General features: G+C 68.9%; 16 protein-coding genes. 8 read left to right on the top strand and 8 right to left on the bottom strand.

Features of this window, described 5'->3' with window-relative positions:
• The coding region (locus A9O63_RS13330; RefSeq protein WP_069332380.1) for a helicase-related protein at positions 1-2,414 on the bottom strand (2,414 nt) is incomplete at its 3' end.
• Between the two features lie 9 nt (positions 2,415-2,423).
• Positions 2,424-2,996: a tetratricopeptide repeat protein gene (locus tag A9O63_RS13325; RefSeq protein ID WP_084295888.1), complete on the bottom strand. Its 573-nt coding sequence runs from the start codon at positions 2,994-2,996 to the stop codon at positions 2,424-2,426.
• 75 nt (positions 2,997-3,071) lie between these two features.
• Between A9O63_RS13325 and A9O63_RS13320 the strand changes: the two genes are divergently transcribed.
• Complete coding sequence (locus A9O63_RS13320; protein WP_069332378.1) at positions 3,072-3,356, top strand: SCP2 sterol-binding domain-containing protein; 285 nt, start codon at positions 3,072-3,074, stop codon at positions 3,354-3,356.
• A complete protein-coding gene (locus tag A9O63_RS13315; protein ID WP_069332377.1) occupies positions 3,353-4,306 on the top strand; it encodes an alpha/beta fold hydrolase in 954 nt (317 codons plus the stop codon). The genes A9O63_RS13320 and A9O63_RS13315 overlap by 4 nt, the downstream gene beginning before the upstream one ends.
• Here A9O63_RS13315 and A9O63_RS13310 read toward each other — a convergent pair.
• The 4 genes from A9O63_RS13310 to A9O63_RS13295 are packed head-to-tail and all read right to left on the bottom strand — an operon-like array spanning position 4,296 to position 8,208.
• Entirely contained in the window at positions 4,296-5,021 is a 726-nt protein-coding gene (locus tag A9O63_RS13310) for a proteasome-type protease (protein WP_069332376.1), read from the bottom strand. The two genes, A9O63_RS13315 and A9O63_RS13310, sit on opposite strands and share 11 nt — an antisense overlap.
• A gap of 31 nt (positions 5,022-5,052) precedes the next feature.
• Positions 5,053-5,862, bottom strand: coding sequence for a transglutaminase family protein (locus A9O63_RS13305; protein ID WP_069332375.1), 810 nt, complete (start codon positions 5,860-5,862; stop codon positions 5,053-5,055).
• Positions 5,859-6,809 (bottom strand): alpha-E domain-containing protein, encoded by a 951-nt coding sequence (locus A9O63_RS13300; RefSeq protein WP_069332374.1) that lies wholly within the window; start codon positions 6,807-6,809, stop codon positions 5,859-5,861. Before A9O63_RS13300 ends, A9O63_RS13305 begins: the two co-directional genes overlap by 4 nt.
• Before the next feature lie 7 nt (positions 6,810-6,816).
• On the bottom strand, positions 6,817-8,208 hold the full coding sequence (locus A9O63_RS13295) for a circularly permuted type 2 ATP-grasp protein (RefSeq protein ID WP_069332381.1): 1,392 nt from the start codon (positions 8,206-8,208) through the stop codon (positions 6,817-6,819).
• 197 nt (positions 8,209-8,405) lie between these two features.
• Here A9O63_RS13295 and A9O63_RS13290 point away from each other — a divergent pair, with 197 nt between their 5' ends.
• The 4 genes from A9O63_RS13290 to A9O63_RS13275 all read left to right on the top strand — a co-directional run bounded on the left by A9O63_RS13290 (position 8,406) and on the right by A9O63_RS13275 (position 14,107).
• Positions 8,406-9,575, top strand: a complete 1,170-nt coding sequence (locus A9O63_RS13290; RefSeq protein WP_069332373.1) for a ligase-associated DNA damage response exonuclease — start codon at positions 8,406-8,408, stop codon at positions 9,573-9,575.
• Positions 9,572-11,173 carry an ATP-dependent DNA ligase gene (locus A9O63_RS13285; protein WP_069332372.1) on the top strand — a complete coding sequence of 534 codons (1,602 nt, stop codon included), beginning with the start codon at positions 9,572-9,574 and terminating at the stop codon, positions 11,171-11,173. Before A9O63_RS13290 ends, A9O63_RS13285 begins: the two co-directional genes overlap by 4 nt.
• A gap of 227 nt (positions 11,174-11,400) precedes the next feature.
• On the top strand, positions 11,401-13,221 hold the full coding sequence (locus tag A9O63_RS13280; RefSeq protein ID WP_069332371.1) for a M3 family oligoendopeptidase: 1,821 nt from the start codon (positions 11,401-11,403) through the stop codon (positions 13,219-13,221).
• Positions 13,222-13,291: 70 nt separating this feature from the next.
• Positions 13,292-14,107, top strand: coding sequence for a class I SAM-dependent methyltransferase (locus A9O63_RS13275; RefSeq protein ID WP_069332370.1), 816 nt, complete (start codon positions 13,292-13,294; stop codon positions 14,105-14,107).
• Positions 14,108-14,665: 558 nt separating this feature from the next.
• Here A9O63_RS13275 and rpoH read toward each other — a convergent pair.
• Positions 14,666-15,562, bottom strand: coding sequence for an RNA polymerase sigma factor RpoH (rpoH, locus tag A9O63_RS13270; protein WP_069332369.1), 897 nt, complete (start codon positions 15,560-15,562; stop codon positions 14,666-14,668).
• A 160-nt stretch (positions 15,563-15,722) separates the two neighbouring features.
• Positions 15,723-16,772: an RluA family pseudouridine synthase gene (locus A9O63_RS13265; protein ID WP_069332368.1), complete on the bottom strand. Its 1,050-nt coding sequence runs from the start codon at positions 16,770-16,772 to the stop codon at positions 15,723-15,725.
• Here A9O63_RS13265 and A9O63_RS13260 point away from each other — a divergent pair.
• Both A9O63_RS13260 and A9O63_RS13255 read left to right on the top strand, forming a co-directional pair.
• Positions 16,771-17,091 carry a DUF6476 family protein gene (locus tag A9O63_RS13260; protein WP_009562372.1) on the top strand — a complete coding sequence of 107 codons (321 nt, stop codon included), beginning with the start codon at positions 16,771-16,773 and terminating at the stop codon, positions 17,089-17,091. The genes A9O63_RS13265 and A9O63_RS13260 overlap by 2 nt on opposite strands.
• Positions 17,092-17,140: 49 nt before the next feature.
• Positions 17,141-18,404, top strand: a 1,264-nt coding sequence (locus A9O63_RS13255) for a sensor histidine kinase (RefSeq protein ID WP_069332367.1), incomplete at its 3' end; no start/stop codon positions are given.

Genomic DNA, 18,404 nt, shown 5'->3' with positions numbered 1-18,404 from the left:
CCCTCGGCGGGGGCGGGTTCCGCGGCGGCCGGAGCGGCCTTCACCTTCGGCCGCTCGCCGGGCTCGGCCCGGTAGCCCAGGCCCTGCATGAGGCCCGCGAACTGCTCGAGCGTCATGCCGGTGATCGAGAGCATGTCGGGCGTGGCCTCGAAGCCCGCGCGGCTGTCCTTGGCGCGCAGGAGATCGGCCAGCCGCTCGAGCATGTCGATGCGGATCGCGCGCTGGCCCGCCGGATGATAGCCCGCGAGCGTATAGTGCATCTTCGGCACTTCGGCGATGTGCGGGATCGTGACGAGGCCCGGAGGCGGGCTTTCGGGAAACTCCTGCAGGCCGTTGGCGAGCGACCAGAGCACGAGCCGCAGCCGGGTGGGCGCGGGTTTCAGCAGGAGCGGCAGGAAGATCGTGAACTGCCCGAAGCGCACGCCATGCTTGCGCAGCGCCGAGCGCGCCTCCTGATCGAGCGACTTGACCTCTTCGGCCACCTGCTCGCGCGGGATGAGGCCCAGACTTTCCACCAGCCGGAAGGCGAAGCCGCGGGCGAGGCCCGTCAGCGTCTCGTCGCGGCTCATGGCCAGAAGCGGCTCGAACTGGGCGGCCACCTTGCGGTCGATGAAATGCTGGAGCCTGCGGCGCACCTTCTCGGCGACCTCGGGGCCGGCATCCTCGTCGACGAAGGCCTCGACCTGCGGACGCATCGGCTCGGGGCCGGCGATCAGCTTGCCCACCGCCTGCTCGCCCCACATGAGGCCGCCCTGCTCGGTGAAATCCATCTCGGTGTCGGGCGAATTGTAGAAGCGGTCCGCCCTGAGGTGGAACTCGGGCCGCAGCGCCTGAACGGCGGCCTGCCGCAGGGTGCGTGCCTCGTCGGGCGAGTTCGACGCATCCTGCCGGAAGCGGAACCCTTCGAGACGGCCGACGAATTCGCCCTCCACCGTCACTTCACCCTTGTCATTGACCTCAGCCACAAGGCTCTCCTTCTGTTTCAACCGGCGCATGAGCACAGAGGTGCGCCGATCGACAAATCTCTGAGTCAGGGCGCCGTGGAGCGCATCCGACAGGCGGTCTTCTACCGCGCGCGTCTCCTCCCGCCAATGACTTTCGTCCTGCACCCAGCCGCGTCTCTGCGCCACATAGGTCCAGGTCCGAATATAGGCCAGCCGCTTCGAAAGCGTGTCGATATCTCCCGACGGGCGGTCGATCCGGGCGATGGCGCCTGCAAGCCAGTCGTTCGGCACCTTTCCTTCGCACAGGAAGCCGAAAATCCGGGCAAGAAGAGTCACATGTTCGGTGGTCGAGATGCTGCGGAAGTCGGGAATCCGGCAGACGTCCCAGAGAAGCCGCACCTCGTGGGGCGAGCGCAGGCGCGCGCGCACCTCGGGCTCCTCGGACAGCGCCTTCAGCGCATGGAGATCGTCCGACTCCCGCGCCCGCGACAGCCATTCGTTCGAGGTGGGCTCCTCGAGCGAGGCGATCAGCCGCTCGACCGTGCCGAACTCCAGCCGGTCGTTGCGCCAGTGCAGCCGCTGGATCGGGGCGAAGCGGTGGTTCTCGATCGCATCGACCACGCCTTCGTCGAGCGGGCTCGCCTCGCCGGTGACGCCGAAGGTGCCCGCCTCGGTGTGGCGCCCGGCGCGGCCCGCGATCTGGCCCAGCTCGTGCGGGAACAGCGGCCGCATCCGCCGGCCGTCGAACTTCACGGTCGAGGAAAAGGCCACATGGCGGATGTCGAGGTTCAGCCCCATGCCGATCGCGTCGGTGGCGACGAGATAATCCACGTCGCCGTTCTGGTAGAGGGCCACCTGCGCGTTCCGCGTGCGGGGGCTGAGCGCGCCCATCACCACGGCGCAGCCCCCCTTCTGACGGCGGATGAGCTCGGCTATGGCATAGACATTATCGACCGAGAAGCCCACGATGGCGCTGCGCGGGGGCATCCGGCTGATCTTCTTCGATCCCGCATAGGAGAGGGTCGAGAAGCGCTCGCGCCGCAGGAAGGTCACATGCGGCACCAGCGCGGCAATCGCGCCCCGCATCACGTCCGAGCCGAGGAACATGGTCTCGACGAGGCCCCGCGCCCGCAGGAGCCGGTCGGTGAAGACATGGCCGCGCTCGGGGTCGCCGCAGAGCTGGATCTCGTCCACCGCCACGAAATCGGCGCCGATCTCCATCGGCATGGCCTCGACGGTGCAGACCCAGTATTGCGTCCGCTCGGGAACGATCCGTTCCTCGCCCGTCACGAGCGCCACGACCGAGGGGCCGCGCTGCGCCACGATCCGGTCATAGCCCTCGCGCGCCAGAAGCCGCAGCGGCAGGCCGATCACGCCCGTCCGATGGCCCAGCATCCGTTCGATGGCATAGTGGGTCTTGCCGGTGTTGGTCGGCCCGAGAACCGCCGTCACCCTCGCGGTCGCGCGCATGGGCCTGCCTTAGAGTTCCTGACCGGCAGCCTTCGCTTCCAGCCGTTCCACCGCCTGCTCTACCCCGTCGAGGTGCGGATGTATAGCGAGCGCGGCCCGATAAGCCTCGAGCGCCGGCTTGGGCCGGTCCATCTGCTCCAGCATGGTGCCGAGGCCGGCGAGAGCGCCGAAATGGCGCGGGTTGAGCGTCAGCACATGGGCGATGTCGGCCATCGAGGGGCCGAACAGGCCCGCCTGGAAATAGGCCGTGGCCCGCGCGTTCCAGCCCTCGGCGAAGTCGGGCGCGTGATCGATCAGCGCCGTCAGATGGTCGATAGCCGTCCGGCTGTCGCCCGCGGCCAGCGCCTTGCGCCCCCTCTCGAGCAGGAGATCGGCCGAGGGAGAGCCGGATTTCGACCATTCGGTGAAGATCTGCCGCTCGATTCGCTGTGCCGCGGCCTCATCGGCCTCCTTCAGGCGCGCGAAGAGCTCGTCGAGGCCGCCGGGGCCTCCGGCCGTCTGCGCGCCCGCCGGTGCGAGACCGAGGACAATCGGCAAGATTGCCCCCACGATAGCGTTGTGAAACGGTCGCCGCGCTTTCATAGTCCGAATGTAACGTGCCACGGCGCAAACGCCAGTGGCGGAACGTCAAGAAAACGGGATTGGAGACAGCCGGGAATGAGCAAGGTGATCGACGCCGCGGTGGAGGCCCTGAGCCGGAAGGTCTCGACCTTCGATGGCAGCGCGAAGTTCGTCATCGCCGACGAAGGCGTGATCATGATGGACGAGCAGGGCGTGCGCGAGGGCGACGGCGAGGCCGACGTCACGATGACCGCCTCGGCCGACGTGTTCCGGCAGATCCTCGAGGGCGATCTCAATCCCACGATGGCCTTCATGTCCGGCCGCCTCGCCGTCGAGGGCTCGATCCCGATGGCGATGAAGGTGGGCGCCGCGCTGAGTTGACCGGCGCACCTTTCCACGCCGCGCTTGCGCGTGGCCCGGCGCGGGCGCACGCGGACTGGATCCGCACGGTCGACGGCGTGCGGCTGCGCACCGTGGTCTGGCCCGATGGGGCGGCGGGAACCGTCCTGATCTTCTCGGGCCGCACCGAATATGCCGAGAAATACGGCCCCGCGGCCGAGGCCCTGCGCCGGCGCGGTTTTGCCTCGGCCACCCTCGACTGGCGCGGACAGGGCCTGTCGGACCGGTCGCTGCGCGATCCGCTCGTGGGCCATGTCGAGGATTTCGCCTCCTATCAGCAGGATGTGACAGCCTTCGTCGCGGCGCTGCGCGCGCAGGGGCTGCCCGAGCCCTTCCATCTTCTGGCCCACTCCATGGGCGGCTGCATCGGGCTGCGCGCGCTGCACGAGGGTCTGCCCGTGCAGGCCGCCTGCTTCTCGGCACCGATGTGGGGCATCCGCGTCCATGCCGCGCTGCGGGTCGTGGCGGCGGCGCTGGGGATGCTCGCCCGCGCGACGGGGCTTGGCCACCGCTATGTCCCCGGCACCGGCACGCGCAGCTATGTGGCCACCGCCGCCTTCGACACGAATGTCCTCACCCGCGACCCCGAGATGTTCGCCTGGATGCAGCAGCAGCTCGTGCAGGCGCCGGAACTCGGCCTTGCGGGCCCCAGCCTCGACTGGCTGCGCGCGGCCTTCGAGGAGACGGCGCGGCTCAAGCGACTGCCCGCGCCGGATCTGCCCGCGCTCTGCATCGTGGGCTCGGCCGAGAAGGTCGTCGATCTCGAGGAGATCCAGCGCCGGATGGAGGGCTGGCGCCGGGGCGAGTTGCAGATCGTGCCCGGGGCCGAGCACGAGGTGATGATGGACCGACCCGAGGTGCGCGACGCCTTCTTCGACGCGGCCGCAGCCCTGTTCCGGGCGAACGCGGGCCCCGACGCCGTCAGATCCTGATCTGCGAGAAGCCCTCGCGCAGCGCGCGCGACCAGGCCTCGGACATGGCGCGGAAATTCTCGTCCCCCGCCTCGATCCGGCGGCGCGAGGCGATGCGGCAGCCGTCCCGCTCGATCACCGCGAGATCGAGCGGCATCCCCACCGACAGGTTCGAGCGCAGGGTCGAATCCATCGACAGGAGCACGGCCTTCTGCGCATCGGCGAGCGAGGTCTCGGGCTTCACCACCCGGTCGAGGATCGGCTTGCCGTATTTGTGCTCGCCGATCTGCAGGAAGGGCGTGTCCTCGGTCGCCTCGATGAAGTTGCCCTCGGGATAGATGAGAAACATCCGCATCTCGCCGCCCCGGCGCTGGCCCGCGACGATCATGCTGGCCGAGGCGCTCTGCTTCATCGCCGACAGCTTCTCGTCGATGTCGAGCCGCACCTGCGCCAGCATGTTGCCGATGATCTCGGCCACCTTGAGCATGGTCGGCGCCTTCAGGATCGAGCTGTCCTCGGTCGCGTCGGGATCGTGGATCGCCTCCTTCAGCCGGGCGATGGTGGTCTGCGTGACCGAGAGGCTGCCCGCCGTCAGGATCGCCACGACACGCTCGCCGGGCTCCTCGAAGGTGAACATCTTCTTGTAGATGGCTATATTGTCGAAGCCCGCGTTCGTGCGGGTGTCCGACAGGAGCACCATCCCCTCGTTGAGCAGCAGGCCCACACAATAGGTCATCGGTCACGCTTCCGTAAAGTTCCGCCGGACCCTATTGCTGCACGGCCTGCACTGCAACCTGCACTTCCAGACGTTCAACGCCCGGCCCCCGCGCGATGCCCCGGATCGGCGCCGCATCCTGCGCATCGAGCCCCGAGCCGAGGCGGATGTAGCGCTCGTCCGGGCAGCAGCGGTTGGCCGGGTCGAACCCGACCCAGCCCAAGCCCCGCACCCAGACTTCTGCCCAGGCATGGGCCGCCTCCTGATCCGCGCTCTCCGCATCGGTGAAGAGATAGCCCGAGACGTAGCGCGCGGGCAGCCCCGCCACCCGCGCCGCCGCGATCAGCGCATGGGCATGATCCTGGCACACGCCGCGCCCGAGCTTCAGCGCCTCGGCGGCGGTGGTGTGCGCTTCGGTCGCGCCCGGCTCGTAGAGGATGGCCTCGGCCACGAGATCGGCCAGCCGGTGCGCCCGGTCGAGCGGCTGCTCGATCCCGTCGGCCTTTGCCGCAAGCGCCGCCAGCGCCGGATCGGCCCGGGTGACGGCGGTCGATCGCAGGTAGCAGTCGGGCGCGGTCAGTTCGCGGTGCCCGCGCAGGACGCCCGCCTGATCCGAGGTCTCGACCCTGCCCCGGACCGCGACCGTCACCTCGCTCACCGGCCCCGGCACGGTCCAGCCCTGGATCCAGTCGCCCGCCCCGTCGCGGAAGGCCCCGCCCGCGATCCCGTCGGTGACGGTGACGACCCATTCCAGCACGCGCTGGCCCGCGCAGGTCGAGGGTGTGAGCCGGTGGCTCTGCACCAGCGCGCGGGCGGGCCGGTTGTAGCGGTAGCAGGTCACATGTTCGACGGTGAGGATCATCGCACGTCTCCGCTGAGGTAGCTTTCGAAGATCACACCGGAAAGGTTCGCAGCCTCGAGGATGAAGCGGCTGAGGAATTCGTGCAGCCCCTCCTCGATGATCTCCTCGACGCTGAGCGCTTCCAGCTCGGTTGCGAGCTTCTCGGCCACTTCGCGCGGCCGCGAAGGGCGCCCGTAGGCCTTCTCGAGCCGCTTCAGATGGCCGCAGATCCCGTCCATGCAGGAAACGAGCGAGCGCGGGCACTGCGGGTTCAGGATCAGGAAATCGGCGATCTTGCGCGCCGTCACCTCGCCGCCATAGGCCCAGTGGAAGGCCCGGTGCGCCGAGGTCGCGCGCAGCAGCGTCGCCCACTGGTAATTGTCCATCCCCGAGCCCACGAACTCGACCCGCGGCAGCAGGACGTAATATTTCACGTCCATCAGCCGCGCCGTATTGTCGGACCGTTCGAGGTAGTAGCCGAGGTTCAGGAAATCCCAGCCGTCGTTGCGCAGCTGCGTCGTGTCGATCGAGCCGCGGATGATGGCGGCCTTGTTCATGGTCCAGTCGATCAGCCGCGACAGCTCCAGCCGGTCGCGCGGCGTCCGTTCCAGCGCGCGCAACTCCTGATAGGCGGTGTTGATCGCATCCCACACCTGCGCCGTGAGCGCCGTGCGCACGATCCGCGCATTCTCGCGCGCCCGCCCGATGCAGGAGGCGACCGAGGAGGGATTGTCGAGATCGAAGAAGAGATAGCTCTCGATGTCGCGTTGCCTGGCGTGACGGTATTTCTGCGCAAAGCCCCCGGCGGTGCCCGAGGCCTGCAGAAGGCTGTCCCATTCGTTGCGATAGCCATGGGCCGAAGGCAGGAGCGACATGCGCGCCCCCACCTCCAGCAGCCGCGCCATCGTCTCGGCGCGTTCCATGTAGCGGGCGATCCAGTAGAGGTTGTCGGCGGTCCGGCTCAGCATGTCGCGATCACTCCGCCAGCACCCAGGTGTCCTTGACGCCCCCGCCCTGCGACGAGTTCACCACGAGCGAGCCCTCGGTGAGCGCCACGCGGGTGAGCCCCCCCGGGACCAGTTCGATCCGTTCGCCGACGAGGCAATAGGGGCGAAGGTCGACGTGGCGCGGAGCGATGCCCTCGTTGACGAAGGTGGGCGTCGTGGAAAGCGCGAGCGTCGGCTGGGCGATGTAATTGTCGGGGTCGGCCTCGATCCGGGCGCGGAAGGCCGCGATCTGGTCCTTCGAGGATTTCGGCCCGACGAGCATCCCGTAGCCGCCCGATCCATGCACCTCCTTCACCACCAGCTCGGAGAGGTTCGCCAGCACATGTTTCAGATCCTCCTCCTTGCCGCATTGCCAAGTGGGCACGTTGTTCAGGAGCGGCTCCTCGCCCAGGTAGAAGCGCACCATCTCGGGCACGAAGGTGTAGACCGCCTTGTCGTCGGCCACGCCCGCACCGGGGGCGGAGCAGATCGTGACGCCCCCCGCGCGATAGACATCCATCAGCCCCGGTATGCCCAGCAGCGAGTCCGGCCGGAAGCAGAGGGGATCGATGAAGGCATCGTCGATCCGGCGATACAGCACATCCACCCGCTTCGGCCCCTCGGTCGTGCGCATGTAGAGGAATTCGCCCTCGACGAAGAGATCCGCGCCCTCGACCAGCTCCACCCCCATCAGGTCGGCAAGGAAGCTGTGCTCGTAATAGGCCGAGTTGAAATGGCCCGGCGTGAGCAGCACGACGGTCGGATCGCTCGAGCATTTCGCGGGCGCGACCGAGGCCAGCGTGCGGCGCAGCTTCTCGGGATAGCTGTCCACCGGCTCGATCCGGTTCTCGCGGAAGAGCTCGGGAAACATCCGCATCATGATCTCGCGGTTCTCGAGCATGTAGGAGACGCCCGAGGGCGTGCGGCAATTGTCCTCGAGCACATAGAAGTCCTCGGCCCCGGTCCGCACCAGATCGACGCCCACCACATGGGAATAGACCCCCTTCGGCGGGGTGAAGCCCACCACCGACTTCTCGTAGGCGGCGTTGCGATAGACCAGCCGCGCCGGGATGCGGCCTGCGCGCACGATCTCGCCGCGCCCGTAGACATCGCAGAGGAAGGCATTGAGCGCGCGTGCCCGCTGCTTGATCCCGCGTTCGAGCCGGGACCATTCGCGCGCGGTGAAGACGCGGGGGAACATGTCGAACGGGATCAGCCGGTCCGGGTCCCCACCCTCGCCATAGACGGCGAAGGTGATGCCGATCCGCCGGAAGAGCGCCTCGGCCTCGGCCTGCTTCATCTCGCGCAGCTCGGCCGGCATGGCCTTCGTCCAGTCCTCGAGCTGGCGGTAATGCGGGCGGACCCGGCCCTTCTCGTACATCTCGTTGAAATAGGTGGTCACCGCCACGTTGCTCGCCCCCCGACCGTTCTTGCGCCGCCGTGCCTTCAGTTTAATCAGCGGGCTTTGCGGCCGGGAAGAGCGGATGGCGAGACATGTGTCGCATCCCGCTCGGCCGCCTAAAGATTGTGCATCGCGCCCCGCTGGCGGGCGGTTCGCGCTGCGCTATCCTTCCTTCCATGGCACGCGACCCCCTTCTGACCTTCACCGACCGCGGGATCTTCTGCCTCGCGGGCGATTTCCATATCGACCCCTGGCGGCCGGTGGAGCGCGCGCTCATCACCCACGGCCATTCGGACCATGCCCGACCCGGCCACGGCGCCTATCTGGCCACGGAAGGCTCCGCCCCGGTGATCCGCTACCGGCTGGGCGACATCCGCCTCAAGACGATCCGCTACGGCGAGACCCGGCGGATCGGCTCCGTCACGGTCTCGTTCCATCCCGCGGGCCATGTGCCGGGCTCGGCGCAGATCCGGGTCGAGCGGGACGGCGAGGTCTGGGTGGTCTCGGGCGATTACAAGGTGGCCGAGGACGGGCTGTCGGAGCCCTTCGAGCCGGTGGCCTGCCACAGCTTCATCTCGGAATGCACCTTCGGCCTGCCGGTCTTCCGCTGGAAGCCGCAGGCCGAACTCGCGGCCCAACTGAACCGCTGGTGGGCGGCGAACGCGGCCGAGGGGCGCACGTCGATCGTGGGCGCCTATACGCTCGGCAAGGCGCAGCGGCTTCTGGTCTCGGCGGATCTCTCCATCGGGCCGATCCTGACCCATGGCGCGGTCGAGGCCACCACCGCCGTCCTGCGCGCGCAGGGGCTGGCGCTGCCGCCCACCACCCATGTGGCGCCCGGCATCGACGGCAAGTCGCACCCGGGGGCGCTGGTGATCGCGCCCCCCTCGGCGCTGGGCACCCCCTGGGCCACGCGCTTCGGCCCTGCGGCCGAGGCCTTCGCCTCTGGCTGGATGGCGCTGCGCGGCGTGCGCCGCCGTCGCGGCCTCGCGCAGGGCTTCGTCATGTCCGACCATGCCGACTGGGACGGGCTCAATGCCGCGATCCGCGCCACGGGGGCCGAGCGGATCTTCGTCACCCACGGCTATACCGCGATCTTCCGCCGCTGGCTCGAGGATCAGGGGTTCGAGGCGGGCATCGTCGCCACGGAATATGAGGGCGAGAGCCTCGATGCGGCCGAAGCCGAGGCGGGCCCGCTGATCGAGCCCGACGCGGGCGCAGAGGCCGTGGAAGGAGCCGCGCCCGAGGAGGACACGGCGGAAGCCGATCCGGCCGCGGGCGAGGCGGCGCCCGCCGAAGGCAAGCCCCGGCGCAGGCGTCCGGCGGCCGGGGACGCTCGGACATGAAGCGGTTCGCGGCCCTCTTCGACCTCCTCGACCGCACGACGCGCACCTCGGCCAAGGTGGCGGCGCTCGCCGACTATTTCCGCACCGCGCCCGAGGAGGACCGGGTCTGGACCATCGGCCTCCTGTCGGGGCGCCGCCCCAAGCGGGCGGTGAACACGACCGAACTCCGCAGCTGGGCGGCCGAGGCTTCGGGCCTACCGGTCTGGCTCGCCGAGGAGGTCCATCCGATCGTGGGCGATCTGGCCGAGACGATCTCGCTCCTGCTGCCCGAGCCCGGCCAGACCAGCGACCGCACCCTCGACGGCTGGATGCGCGAGCTGGTCTCCCTGACAGGCCGGCCGGCCGAGGTGCGCCGGGCCGCCATCCTCGACGCCTGGGACCGGCTCAGCACGCCCGAGCGGTTCCTCTTCAACAAGCTCATCACCGGCGGCTTCCGCATGGGCGTGAGCCAGGGGCTGATGACGCGCGCGCTGGCGCAGGCGACCGGCGTCGACGAGGCGGTGCTGGCGCACCGGCTCATGGGCGACTGGAAGCCCGGCCGGATCGGGTTCGAGACGCTCATCGGCGCGCACGATCCCGAGGCCGATGCCTCGAAACCCTATCCGTTCGCGCTCGCCTCGCCGGTCGAGGAGGTGGCGGCGCTGGGAGATCCCGCCGAGTGGCTTGCGGAATGGAAATGGGATGGCATCCGCGGCCAGCTCGTGAACCGCACGGGCGCCTTCGCGCTCTGGTCGCGCGGCGAGGAGCTGGTGACGGACCGGTTCCCCGATCTGGCCCCGCTCAGGGATTTCCTGCCCCCCGGCCTCGTGATCGATGCCGAGGTGCTGGCCTGGGGCGGCGAGGGCCCCCTGCCCTTCGCCGCACTCCAGAAGCGGATCGGCCGCCTCAGCGTGCCGAAGAAGATCCTGGCCGAGGCGCCCGCGCATCTGTTGGCCTACGATCTTCTGGAGGAAAACGGCGAGGATCTGCGCGCGGCCCCGCTCGCCCACCGCCGCGCCCGGCTCGAGGCGGTGCTGGCGGCCCTTCCTGCGGGCCTGCCGATCTCGCCCTCGCCGCTGGTGGCCTTCGACGACTGGGAGACGCTGGGGAAGATCCGCGCCACGGCGCGCGAGAAGATCGCCGAGGGGCTGATGCTGAAGCGCGCCTCCTCGCCCTATTTCGTCGGCCGCAAGCGCGGCGACTGGTGGAAATGGAAGCTCGATCCCTACACGATTGATGCGGTGATGCTCTATGCCCAGCAGGGGGCGGGGCGACGGGCCACGCTCTTCACCGACTTCACCTTCGGCGTGCGCGACGGCGACGATCTCGTGCCCTTCACCAAGGCCTATTCCGGCCTCACCGATGCCGAGTTCCGCCAGATCACCAACTGGGTGCGGAAGAACACGCTGGAGCGGTTCGGCCCCGTGCGGCGCGTCCCGCCCGAGCTGGTCTTCGAGCTGGCCTTCGAGGGCATTCAGGCCAGCCCCCGCCACAAGTCGGGCATCGCCCTGCGCTTTCCGCGCATGGTGCGCTGGCGGAAGGACAAGCCCGCAACCGAGATCGACACGCTGGAGAGCCTGCGCGAGCTGCTCGCGGCCACAGGGGGGGCTGCCCCATGACGGTCCCTCCCCACGTCGCCGCGCCCACCGCCGCGGCGACGGGCGGGGGCAGGACGTCACAGCCTGCCCGCCGATTCCGCGAGGATCCCCTGCAGGCGGCCCGTGTTGCCGAGACGGCGCCAGACGAGCCCGCCGTGCCCACCGGCGGCCGGCCGGAGATCCCCGCCCGGCTTGAACTTCCGCGCCCGCCACGCCACCTTGCCAGTCATAGAATGTAAGGAGTTCCCATGACGCTGCCCCTGCCCCGCCCGGTCTTCGACGCCAACGCCAGTGCCGGGGGCCTCGGGAACCTGCCCGACTGGGACCTGCGCGACCTCTATCCCACGCCCGACGGGCCGGAGTTCCGCGACGACATGGCCTGGCTCAAGGAGGCCTGCGCAGGCTTCGCCGCCAGCTACGAGGGCAAACTTGCAAGCCTCGACGCGGCAGGCCTCCTCGCCTGCATCGAAGCCTACGAGAAGATCGACATCGTGGCCGGACGGCTCATGTCCTATGCGGGCCTGCGCTATTACCAGAACACGATGGACAGCGAGCGGGCCAAATTCATGGCCGACGCACAGGACAAGGTGACGGACTACACGACTGCGCTCGTCTTCTTCAGCCTCGAATTCAACCGGCTGGAGGATGCCCATCTCGAGGCCCGTCTGGCCGAGAGCGCGGCGCTCGCCCGCTACAAGCCGGTCTTCGACCGGATGCGCGCCATGCGCCCGCACCAGCTCTCGGACGAGCTCGAACGCTTCCTGCATGACGAATCGACCGTCGGCGCCGCCGCCTGGAACCGGCTCTTCGACGAGACGATGGCGGGCCTCACCTTCACGCTCGAGGGCGAGGAGCTGAACCTTGAATCCACCCTCAACCTGCTCACCGACCCCGAGCGGCCGCGCCGCGAGGCCGCCGCCCACGCTCTGGCGGAGGTCTTCGGCCGCAACATCAAGCTCTTCGCGCGGGTGCACAACACGCTCGCAAAAGAGAAGGAGATCCACGACCGCTGGCGCAAGATGCCCACGCCGCAATATGGCCGGCACCTCGCGAACCATGTCGAGCCCGAGGTGGTCGAGGCGCTGCGGAATGCCGTGGTCGCGGCCTATCCCAAGCTCTCGCACCGCTACTACCGGCTGAAGGCCAAGTGGCTGGGCCTCGAGAAGCTGCAGGTCTGGGACCGCAACGCCCCCCTGCCGACCGAGACGCCGCGGCTCGTCGGCTGGGACGAGGCGCAGTCGACGGTGATGGAGGCCTATTCCGCCTTCGATCCGCGCATGGCCGAAATCGCGAAACCCTTCTTCGAGAAGGGCTGGATCGATGCGGGCGTGAAACCCGGCAAGGCGCCCGGGGCCTTCGCTCATCCGACCGTGACGACCGTCCACCCCTATGTGATGCTGAACTACCTCGGCAAACCGCGCGACGTGATGACGCTCGCGCATGAGCTGGGCCACGGCGTCCATCAGGTGCTGGCGGCGGGACAGGGGGAACTCCTCTCCTCGACGCCGCTCACGCTGGCCGAAACGGCGAGCGTCTTCGGCGAGATGCTGACCTTCCGCAAGCTTCTCGATGCGGCGCGGACCCCGGCCGAGCGGAAGACGCTGCTGGCCGGCAAGGTCGAGGACATGATCAACACGGTCGTGCGCCAGATCGCCTTCTACGATTTCGAATGCAAGCTGCACGAGGCGCGCCGGCAGGGCGAGCTCACGCCCGAGGACATCAACGCCCTCTGGATGAGCGTGCAGGCGGAAAGCCTCGGCGATGCGTTCGAGTTCATGGAAGGATACGAGACCTTCTGGTCCTACGTTCCGCATTTCGTCCATTCGCCCTTCTACGTCTATGCCTATGCCTTCGGCGACGGGCTGGTGAATGCGCTATATGCCGTCTATGCCGAGGGCAATCCGGGCTTTCAGGACAAGTATTTCGAGATGCTCTCGGCGGGCGGCTCCAAGCATCACAAGGAGCTTCTCGCCCCCTTCGGCCTCGATGCGAGCGACCCGACCTTCTGGGACAAGGGGTTGAGCATGATCGCGGGCTTCATCGACGAGCTCGAAGCCATGGACGATTGACGCCCGGGACCGATTGTTAGCATCCTGTGCGGGGCTTGGCCCCGCACTATTTTCGTTTGGAGATTTCTTCATGGGTCATTCCGCCATGCCACAGAACCAGAGCGACCGGCTGAAGCCGAAAGGGTCGGGCGACGGCCCCCTCGGCACCGCGCTCGGCCGGGGGGCGGGCCTCGCCTCCGACCTCTGGCGGCGGATCCGCACCCGGGCCCTCTCGGCCATCGGCCCCGAGGCCGAGGCGCAGCTCTACGAGGTGCACAAGGAGTGGCTCGGCGATCTGTCCGGCAAGAAGGTGCTGGAGATCGGCGGCGGCTCGCCGCTGAGCCCGTGGCTGGCGGACACGGCCCGCACCTATCACGCTGTTTCGGCCGATCCGGCCGAGCTCGAGGCGCTGAAGGTCCGGCTCGGAGAGGGGCGGACGGCACGGCTGATCGAAGCCGATCCGATGTCCGGCGCCTTCCGCGAGACGGGCTATGACGTGATCTATCTCCATTCGGTGCTGCACAGGATGGCCGAGCGCGGGCCGTTCCTCGACCGGCTCCTGAAGAAGCTCGCCATCGAGGGGCGCGTCGTGACCACCGATCCGGCCGACGGCGGCGCGCTCACGCGGCTCGTCCGCACCATCGACCGGCCGTTCCGGGCAGAGAGCCTTCCGGAGCATCCGGTGACGGAAGAGCTGAAGGCCGAGCTCGCCGAGCGGTTCTACCTCATCAACTGCGTGGCGCCCTTCCGTCTGGGCAAGGCCGCGCTGGTGCTGGGCGCCCTTCATCCCGAGCTGGGCCGTCGGGTCTCCGAGCGGCTGATCGCCGAGGATCTGAAGGACCGCGCCGCCTTCAACCGGCTGAACGCGAGCCTGCAGGTGAGCTTCCTTCTGGGCGCCCCGGACTGACACCGGGATCGCCTGCCGGGGGCCGCCTCATTGGCACACCGGACCGACACAAGCCGTCCACCTGCCGATGGCTGCCTCCACGGCGGCCCAGATCGACACCGAGCCGACCCTGCCGGGGGCTGCCTCCTCGGCGGCCCGGACCTTACAGAGCCGTGTCGCTCGACCGCGTATCGTTCTCTCACCGAGGATGGTCGCACCATGCAAGACAGACGTCATCCGCGACCCCTTAGGGCCTCGCCTGTGGTGAAGACAGCCTCCCGGCAGGAGCCGCCTGTGGGGACGGCCCCGGAAGACCCCGCTTGTAAGGGAAGAAGCCCCCCGGAAGACCCTGCCTCTGTGAGACGCAGCCTCCGTGGCACACCTAGGGGGCCGACTGTCTAGTCCAGGAGGTGGACCGCGGGAAAGACGCACCTTCACCCGGCCCGCCGCGGAAAGCGCGCCCAAATCCATCGGGTCCGGGAGCGAAAAGTGCGCCCAACTCCCTCGGGTTCGTGAGCGGAAGGGGGCCAAGGAAAAGGCCGGGCGGGGGCCCGGCCTTTGTTCCGATGAAGCGCGCGGTCAGGCGGGGATGGTCATGCCCTTCGAGCGCGCGAGCTCGCGCATCCTGGCCTGCAGCTTCTCGAAGGCGCGGACCTCGATCTGGCGGATCCGCTCGCGGCTGACGCCGTAGCCCTCGGACAATTCCTCGAGCGTCACCGGATCGTCGGTCAGGCGGCGCTGCACGAGGATGTCCTTCTCGCGGTCGTTCAGCACCGACATGGACTGCGCCAAAAGCTCGCGCCGGATCTCGAGCTCGTCGCGCTCGGCATAATCCGCCGCCTGGTCGCTGTCTTCGTCTTCGAGCCAGTCCTGCCACTGGGTCGAGCCCTCGCCGTCCGAGCCGATGGTCGCGTTGAGCGACGCATCCGAGCCCGACAGGCGGCGGTTCATGTCGATGACCTCGGCCTCGGACACGCTCAGATCCTTGGCGATCTGGGCCACGTTCTCGGGGCGCAGATCGCCCTCCTCGAGCGCGCCGAGCTTGGCCTTGGCCTTGCGCAGGTTGAAGAACAGCTTCTTCTGCGCCGAGGTGGTGCCGAGCTTCACGAGGCTCCAGGACCGCAGGATATATTCCTGGATCGAGGCGCGGATCCACCACATCGCATAGGTCGCCAGCCGGAAGCCCTTCTCGGGGTCGAACCGCTTCACCGCCTGCATCAGGCCCACGTTCGCCTCGGAAATCACCTCGGCCTGCGGCAGCCCGTAGCCCCGGTAGCCCATGGCGATCTTGGCCGCGAGGCGCAGGTGCGAGGTGACCAGCTTGTGCGCGGCCCGATTGTCCTGATGGTCGACCCAGCGCTTGGCCAGCATATATTCCTCTTCGGGCTCCAGCAGGGGAAACTTGCGGATCTCCTGCATGTAGCGGTTGAGGCCCTGTTCGGGACTCGGAGCGGGAAGGCTGGTGTAAGTGCTCATTCGTTGACCCCCTCTGACGTCTGCCGGCGATCCGGCGACGCACGTTCCGTTCCGTCCGGCAGCACCGTCAGCGCTACCATGGACGTTTTAACGAGAGATGTTCAAGGAACCGTCGCCATGCCAGATTTGTTGCGGAATTTCACGCGAATGTAATCCGGCGTTACCCTTGCATCCGCGGCAGGAGCGACAGGAGGCCCGCCATATCTTCGGGCAAGGGGCTCTCGAAGCTCAGCTCCTCGCCGCTCACCGGATGGCGGAAGCCGAGGCTCGCGGCATGGAGCGCCTGGCGCGGGAAGGCTTCGGCCACCGACGCGGCCTCGGCCCCCAGAGCCTTCGGCGAGAGCTTGCGCCTGCCGCCATAGGTCTGGTCGCCGATCAGCCCGTGGCCGGCATGGGCCATATGCACGCGGATCTGGTGCGTGCGCCCCGTCTCGAGCCGGCATTCGACGAGGGCCAGAACGGGAGGCGTGCCGAACCGCTCGAGAAGGCGCGCGCGGGTCACGGCATGACGCCCGCCCTCGAAGGTGACCGCCTGCCGCTGCCGGTCGGTGCGGTGGCGGGCGAGGCCGGTGGCGATCCTGAGCACGCCGCCCGGCTCGAAGCTCGTGCCGCGCACGCCGCGCAGCCGCGGGTCCGAGACCTCGGGCACGCCATGCACGAGCGCAAGGTAGCGCCGCTCGACCGTATGCGCCTCGAACTGCGCCGCAAGGCCCTGATGGGCCCGGTCGGTCTTGGCCACCACGAGAAGCCCCGACGTGTCCTTGTCGATCCGGTGGACGATGCCGGGGCGCTTCTCGCCGCCGATGCCCGAGAGGCTCTCGCCGCAATGATGGAGAAGCGCATTGACCAGCGTCCCCGTCCACTGGCCGGGCGCGGGATGGACCACCATCCCCACCGGCTTGTCGATGACGATGAGGTCGCCGTCCTCCCACACGACCGAAAGCGGGATCGCCTCGGGGCGGGCCTCCCCCTCGGCCGGCGCGTCGAGCGCGATCTCGTAGACCTGCCCCGCCGCGACCCTCGCCTTGGGATCGGTCACGGGCACGCCATCGAGCCGCACCGCGCCCTCGCCGATCAGCTTCATCAGCCGCGAGCGCGACAGCGCGGCCTCCTCTGGCGCCTCGCGCACGAGCGCCTTATCAAGACGGTCGGGAGGATCCTCTCCGATCGTGATGCTCAGTTTGCCCCCCTGGGGCGAAAGGATGGCCATGCAGCAGGCTCCGCAACCGGAAGGGCGACTCCCGCCCAGCCTCAGATTTCTCAAGGGGCTGGTCATCGTGCTGATGCTGACCCTGATCGTGGGCGTCATAACGGTGGTTTCGGTGATTGTCACCCGTATGCCCACGAGCCTCGCCACCGCCGACCTCGCGCTGCCCGAGAGCCTCGCGCTGCCCGAGGGCACCCGCGCCGAGGCCTTCACCCAGGGGCGCGACTGGCTGGGCGTGGTGACGGAGGACGGGCGGATCCTGATCTTCGAGCGCGACGGCCGCCTGCGCCAAGAGGTGAGGCTCGCTCCCGCGCAGCCCTGATGCCGGCCGGGGCCGCAGGCCCCCGCCCCCCTCCCTGCCGGATTTGCCCATGCGCCCGCACTGGCTCGCCCCCCTTCCGCCCGCGGCCCTCCAGCAGGAGGTCGCCCGCCAGGCCGCGATCCTGAGACGCGAGTCCTTCGTGCGCTTCCCCGCCATGGCGCTGGCCTTCGCCGTCTCGATGCTCTTCCTGCCCGGCTGGATCGTCTGGACCTGCGTCCTGCTGACGGCCGTGGGCGAGATCGTCACGAACTACCTCGACGCGGCTCCTGCGCGGATCACCGAAGGATGGCGCCATCCCGGCTACATCCTCTCCGCCTTCCTGCTGGAATGCGCCTTCGTCACGCCGCCCGCGCTGATGTGGCATCTCGAGAACGCCTATGTGAAGGCCTTCGCCATCGGGTTCATGGTCTGCTCGATGATGCATGTGGCCACCGTGCGGTCGATCCACCTGCCGATGGGGCTGGCGGGCGGCAGCGCCATTGCGCTCTTCACGCTGGCCTCGAACACGCTCTACTGGCTGCCGCGGCACGACCTTCCGGCTCTGGCGCTCACCACCCTCTGCGCGCTGGTGGCGCTGGCCTATTCGCTGGCGGCCATCCTCATGACCTACCGGCTGCATCGCGAGGCTGCCGCCGGGCGGGCCGAGGCGCTCGCGGCCAATGCGACGAAGGACCGGTTCCTCGCGCAGATGAGCCACGAGCTGCGCACCCCCCTCAACGCGATCCTCGGCATCGGCCATGCCGAACTGCGCGGCGCGTCCGATCCGGTCAGCCGCGACCGTCTGGCCGTGCTGATCCGCTCGGCCGAGGGGCTCTCGACGATGCTCGACGACATCCTCGACATGTCGGCGGTCCAGCAGGGCCGGATGCCGGTCCGGCCGCAGATCGCCTCGCCGCGCGAGGAGATCGTGGCGAGCGTCGAGCTGTTCCGCCCCCTGATCGAGGAGACGGGCGTGGCGCTCGAGCTTGCGATGAGCGATCTGCCGCAGCGCGCGCGGCTCGATCCGCAGCGCCTGCGCCAGTGCCTGTCGAACCTCCTGTCCAACGCGCTGAAGCACACCCGGCAGGGCCGCATCCGCGTCGAGGCCCGGGTCGAGGAGGCGGGGCCGCGCCCGCTCCTGCGCATCGAGGTGAGCGACACGGGCGACGGCATCCTCTGCGAAGAGGCGGAGGCCATCTTCGATCCGTTCATGCCCACGGGCAGCGGGCGCCCGGCCGGCAACGGGCTCGGCCTCTCGATCAGCCGGGCGCTGGCGCGGCAGATGGGCGGCGATCTGCGGCTTCTGGCGCAGCCGGGCCCCGGCGCGCGGTTCG

Source organism: Cereibacter johrii, from assembly GCF_001720585.1.
Classification (GTDB): Bacteria; Pseudomonadota; Alphaproteobacteria; order Rhodobacterales; family Rhodobacteraceae; genus Cereibacter_A; species Cereibacter_A johrii.
This window is presented reverse-complemented; position numbering and strand designations above follow the sequence as displayed.

What these genes read in the sequence shown, in the direction of transcription:
- A9O63_RS13300 (WP_069332374.1), bottom strand. Translation starts at nt 6,809, where the DNA reads ATGCTGAGCCGGACCGCCGACAACCTCTACTGGATCGCCCGCTACATG.
- A9O63_RS13305 (WP_069332375.1), bottom strand. Translation starts at nt 5,862, where the DNA reads ATGATCCTCACCGTCGAACATGTGACCTGCTACCGCTACAACCGGCCC.
- A9O63_RS13310 (WP_069332376.1), bottom strand. Translation starts at nt 5,021, where the DNA reads ATGACCTATTGTGTGGGCCTGCTGCTCAACGAGGGGATGGTGCTCCTG.
- rpoH (WP_069332369.1), bottom strand. Translation starts at nt 15,562, where the DNA reads ATGAGCACTTACACCAGCCTTCCCGCTCCGAGTCCCGAACAGGGCCTC.
- A9O63_RS13265 (WP_069332368.1), bottom strand. Translation starts at nt 16,772, where the DNA reads ATGGCCATCCTTTCGCCCCAGGGGGGCAAACTGAGCATCACGATCGGA.
- A9O63_RS13325 (WP_084295888.1), bottom strand. Translation starts at nt 2,996, where the DNA reads ATGAAAGCGCGGCGACCGTTTCACAACGCTATCGTGGGGGCAATCTTG.
- A9O63_RS13285 (WP_069332372.1), top strand. Translation starts at nt 9,572, where the DNA reads ATGAAGCGGTTCGCGGCCCTCTTCGACCTCCTCGACCGCACGACGCGC.
- A9O63_RS13280 (WP_069332371.1), top strand. Translation starts at nt 11,401, where the DNA reads ATGACGCTGCCCCTGCCCCGCCCGGTCTTCGACGCCAACGCCAGTGCC.
- A9O63_RS13290 (WP_069332373.1), top strand. Translation starts at nt 8,406, where the DNA reads ATGGCACGCGACCCCCTTCTGACCTTCACCGACCGCGGGATCTTCTGC.
- A9O63_RS13275 (WP_069332370.1), top strand. Translation starts at nt 13,292, where the DNA reads ATGGGTCATTCCGCCATGCCACAGAACCAGAGCGACCGGCTGAAGCCG.
- A9O63_RS13320 (WP_069332378.1), top strand. Translation starts at nt 3,072, where the DNA reads ATGAGCAAGGTGATCGACGCCGCGGTGGAGGCCCTGAGCCGGAAGGTC.
- A9O63_RS13295 (WP_069332381.1), bottom strand. Translation starts at nt 8,208, where the DNA reads ATGTACGAGAAGGGCCGGGTCCGCCCGCATTACCGCCAGCTCGAGGAC.
- A9O63_RS13260 (WP_009562372.1), top strand. Translation starts at nt 16,771, where the DNA reads ATGCAGCAGGCTCCGCAACCGGAAGGGCGACTCCCGCCCAGCCTCAGA.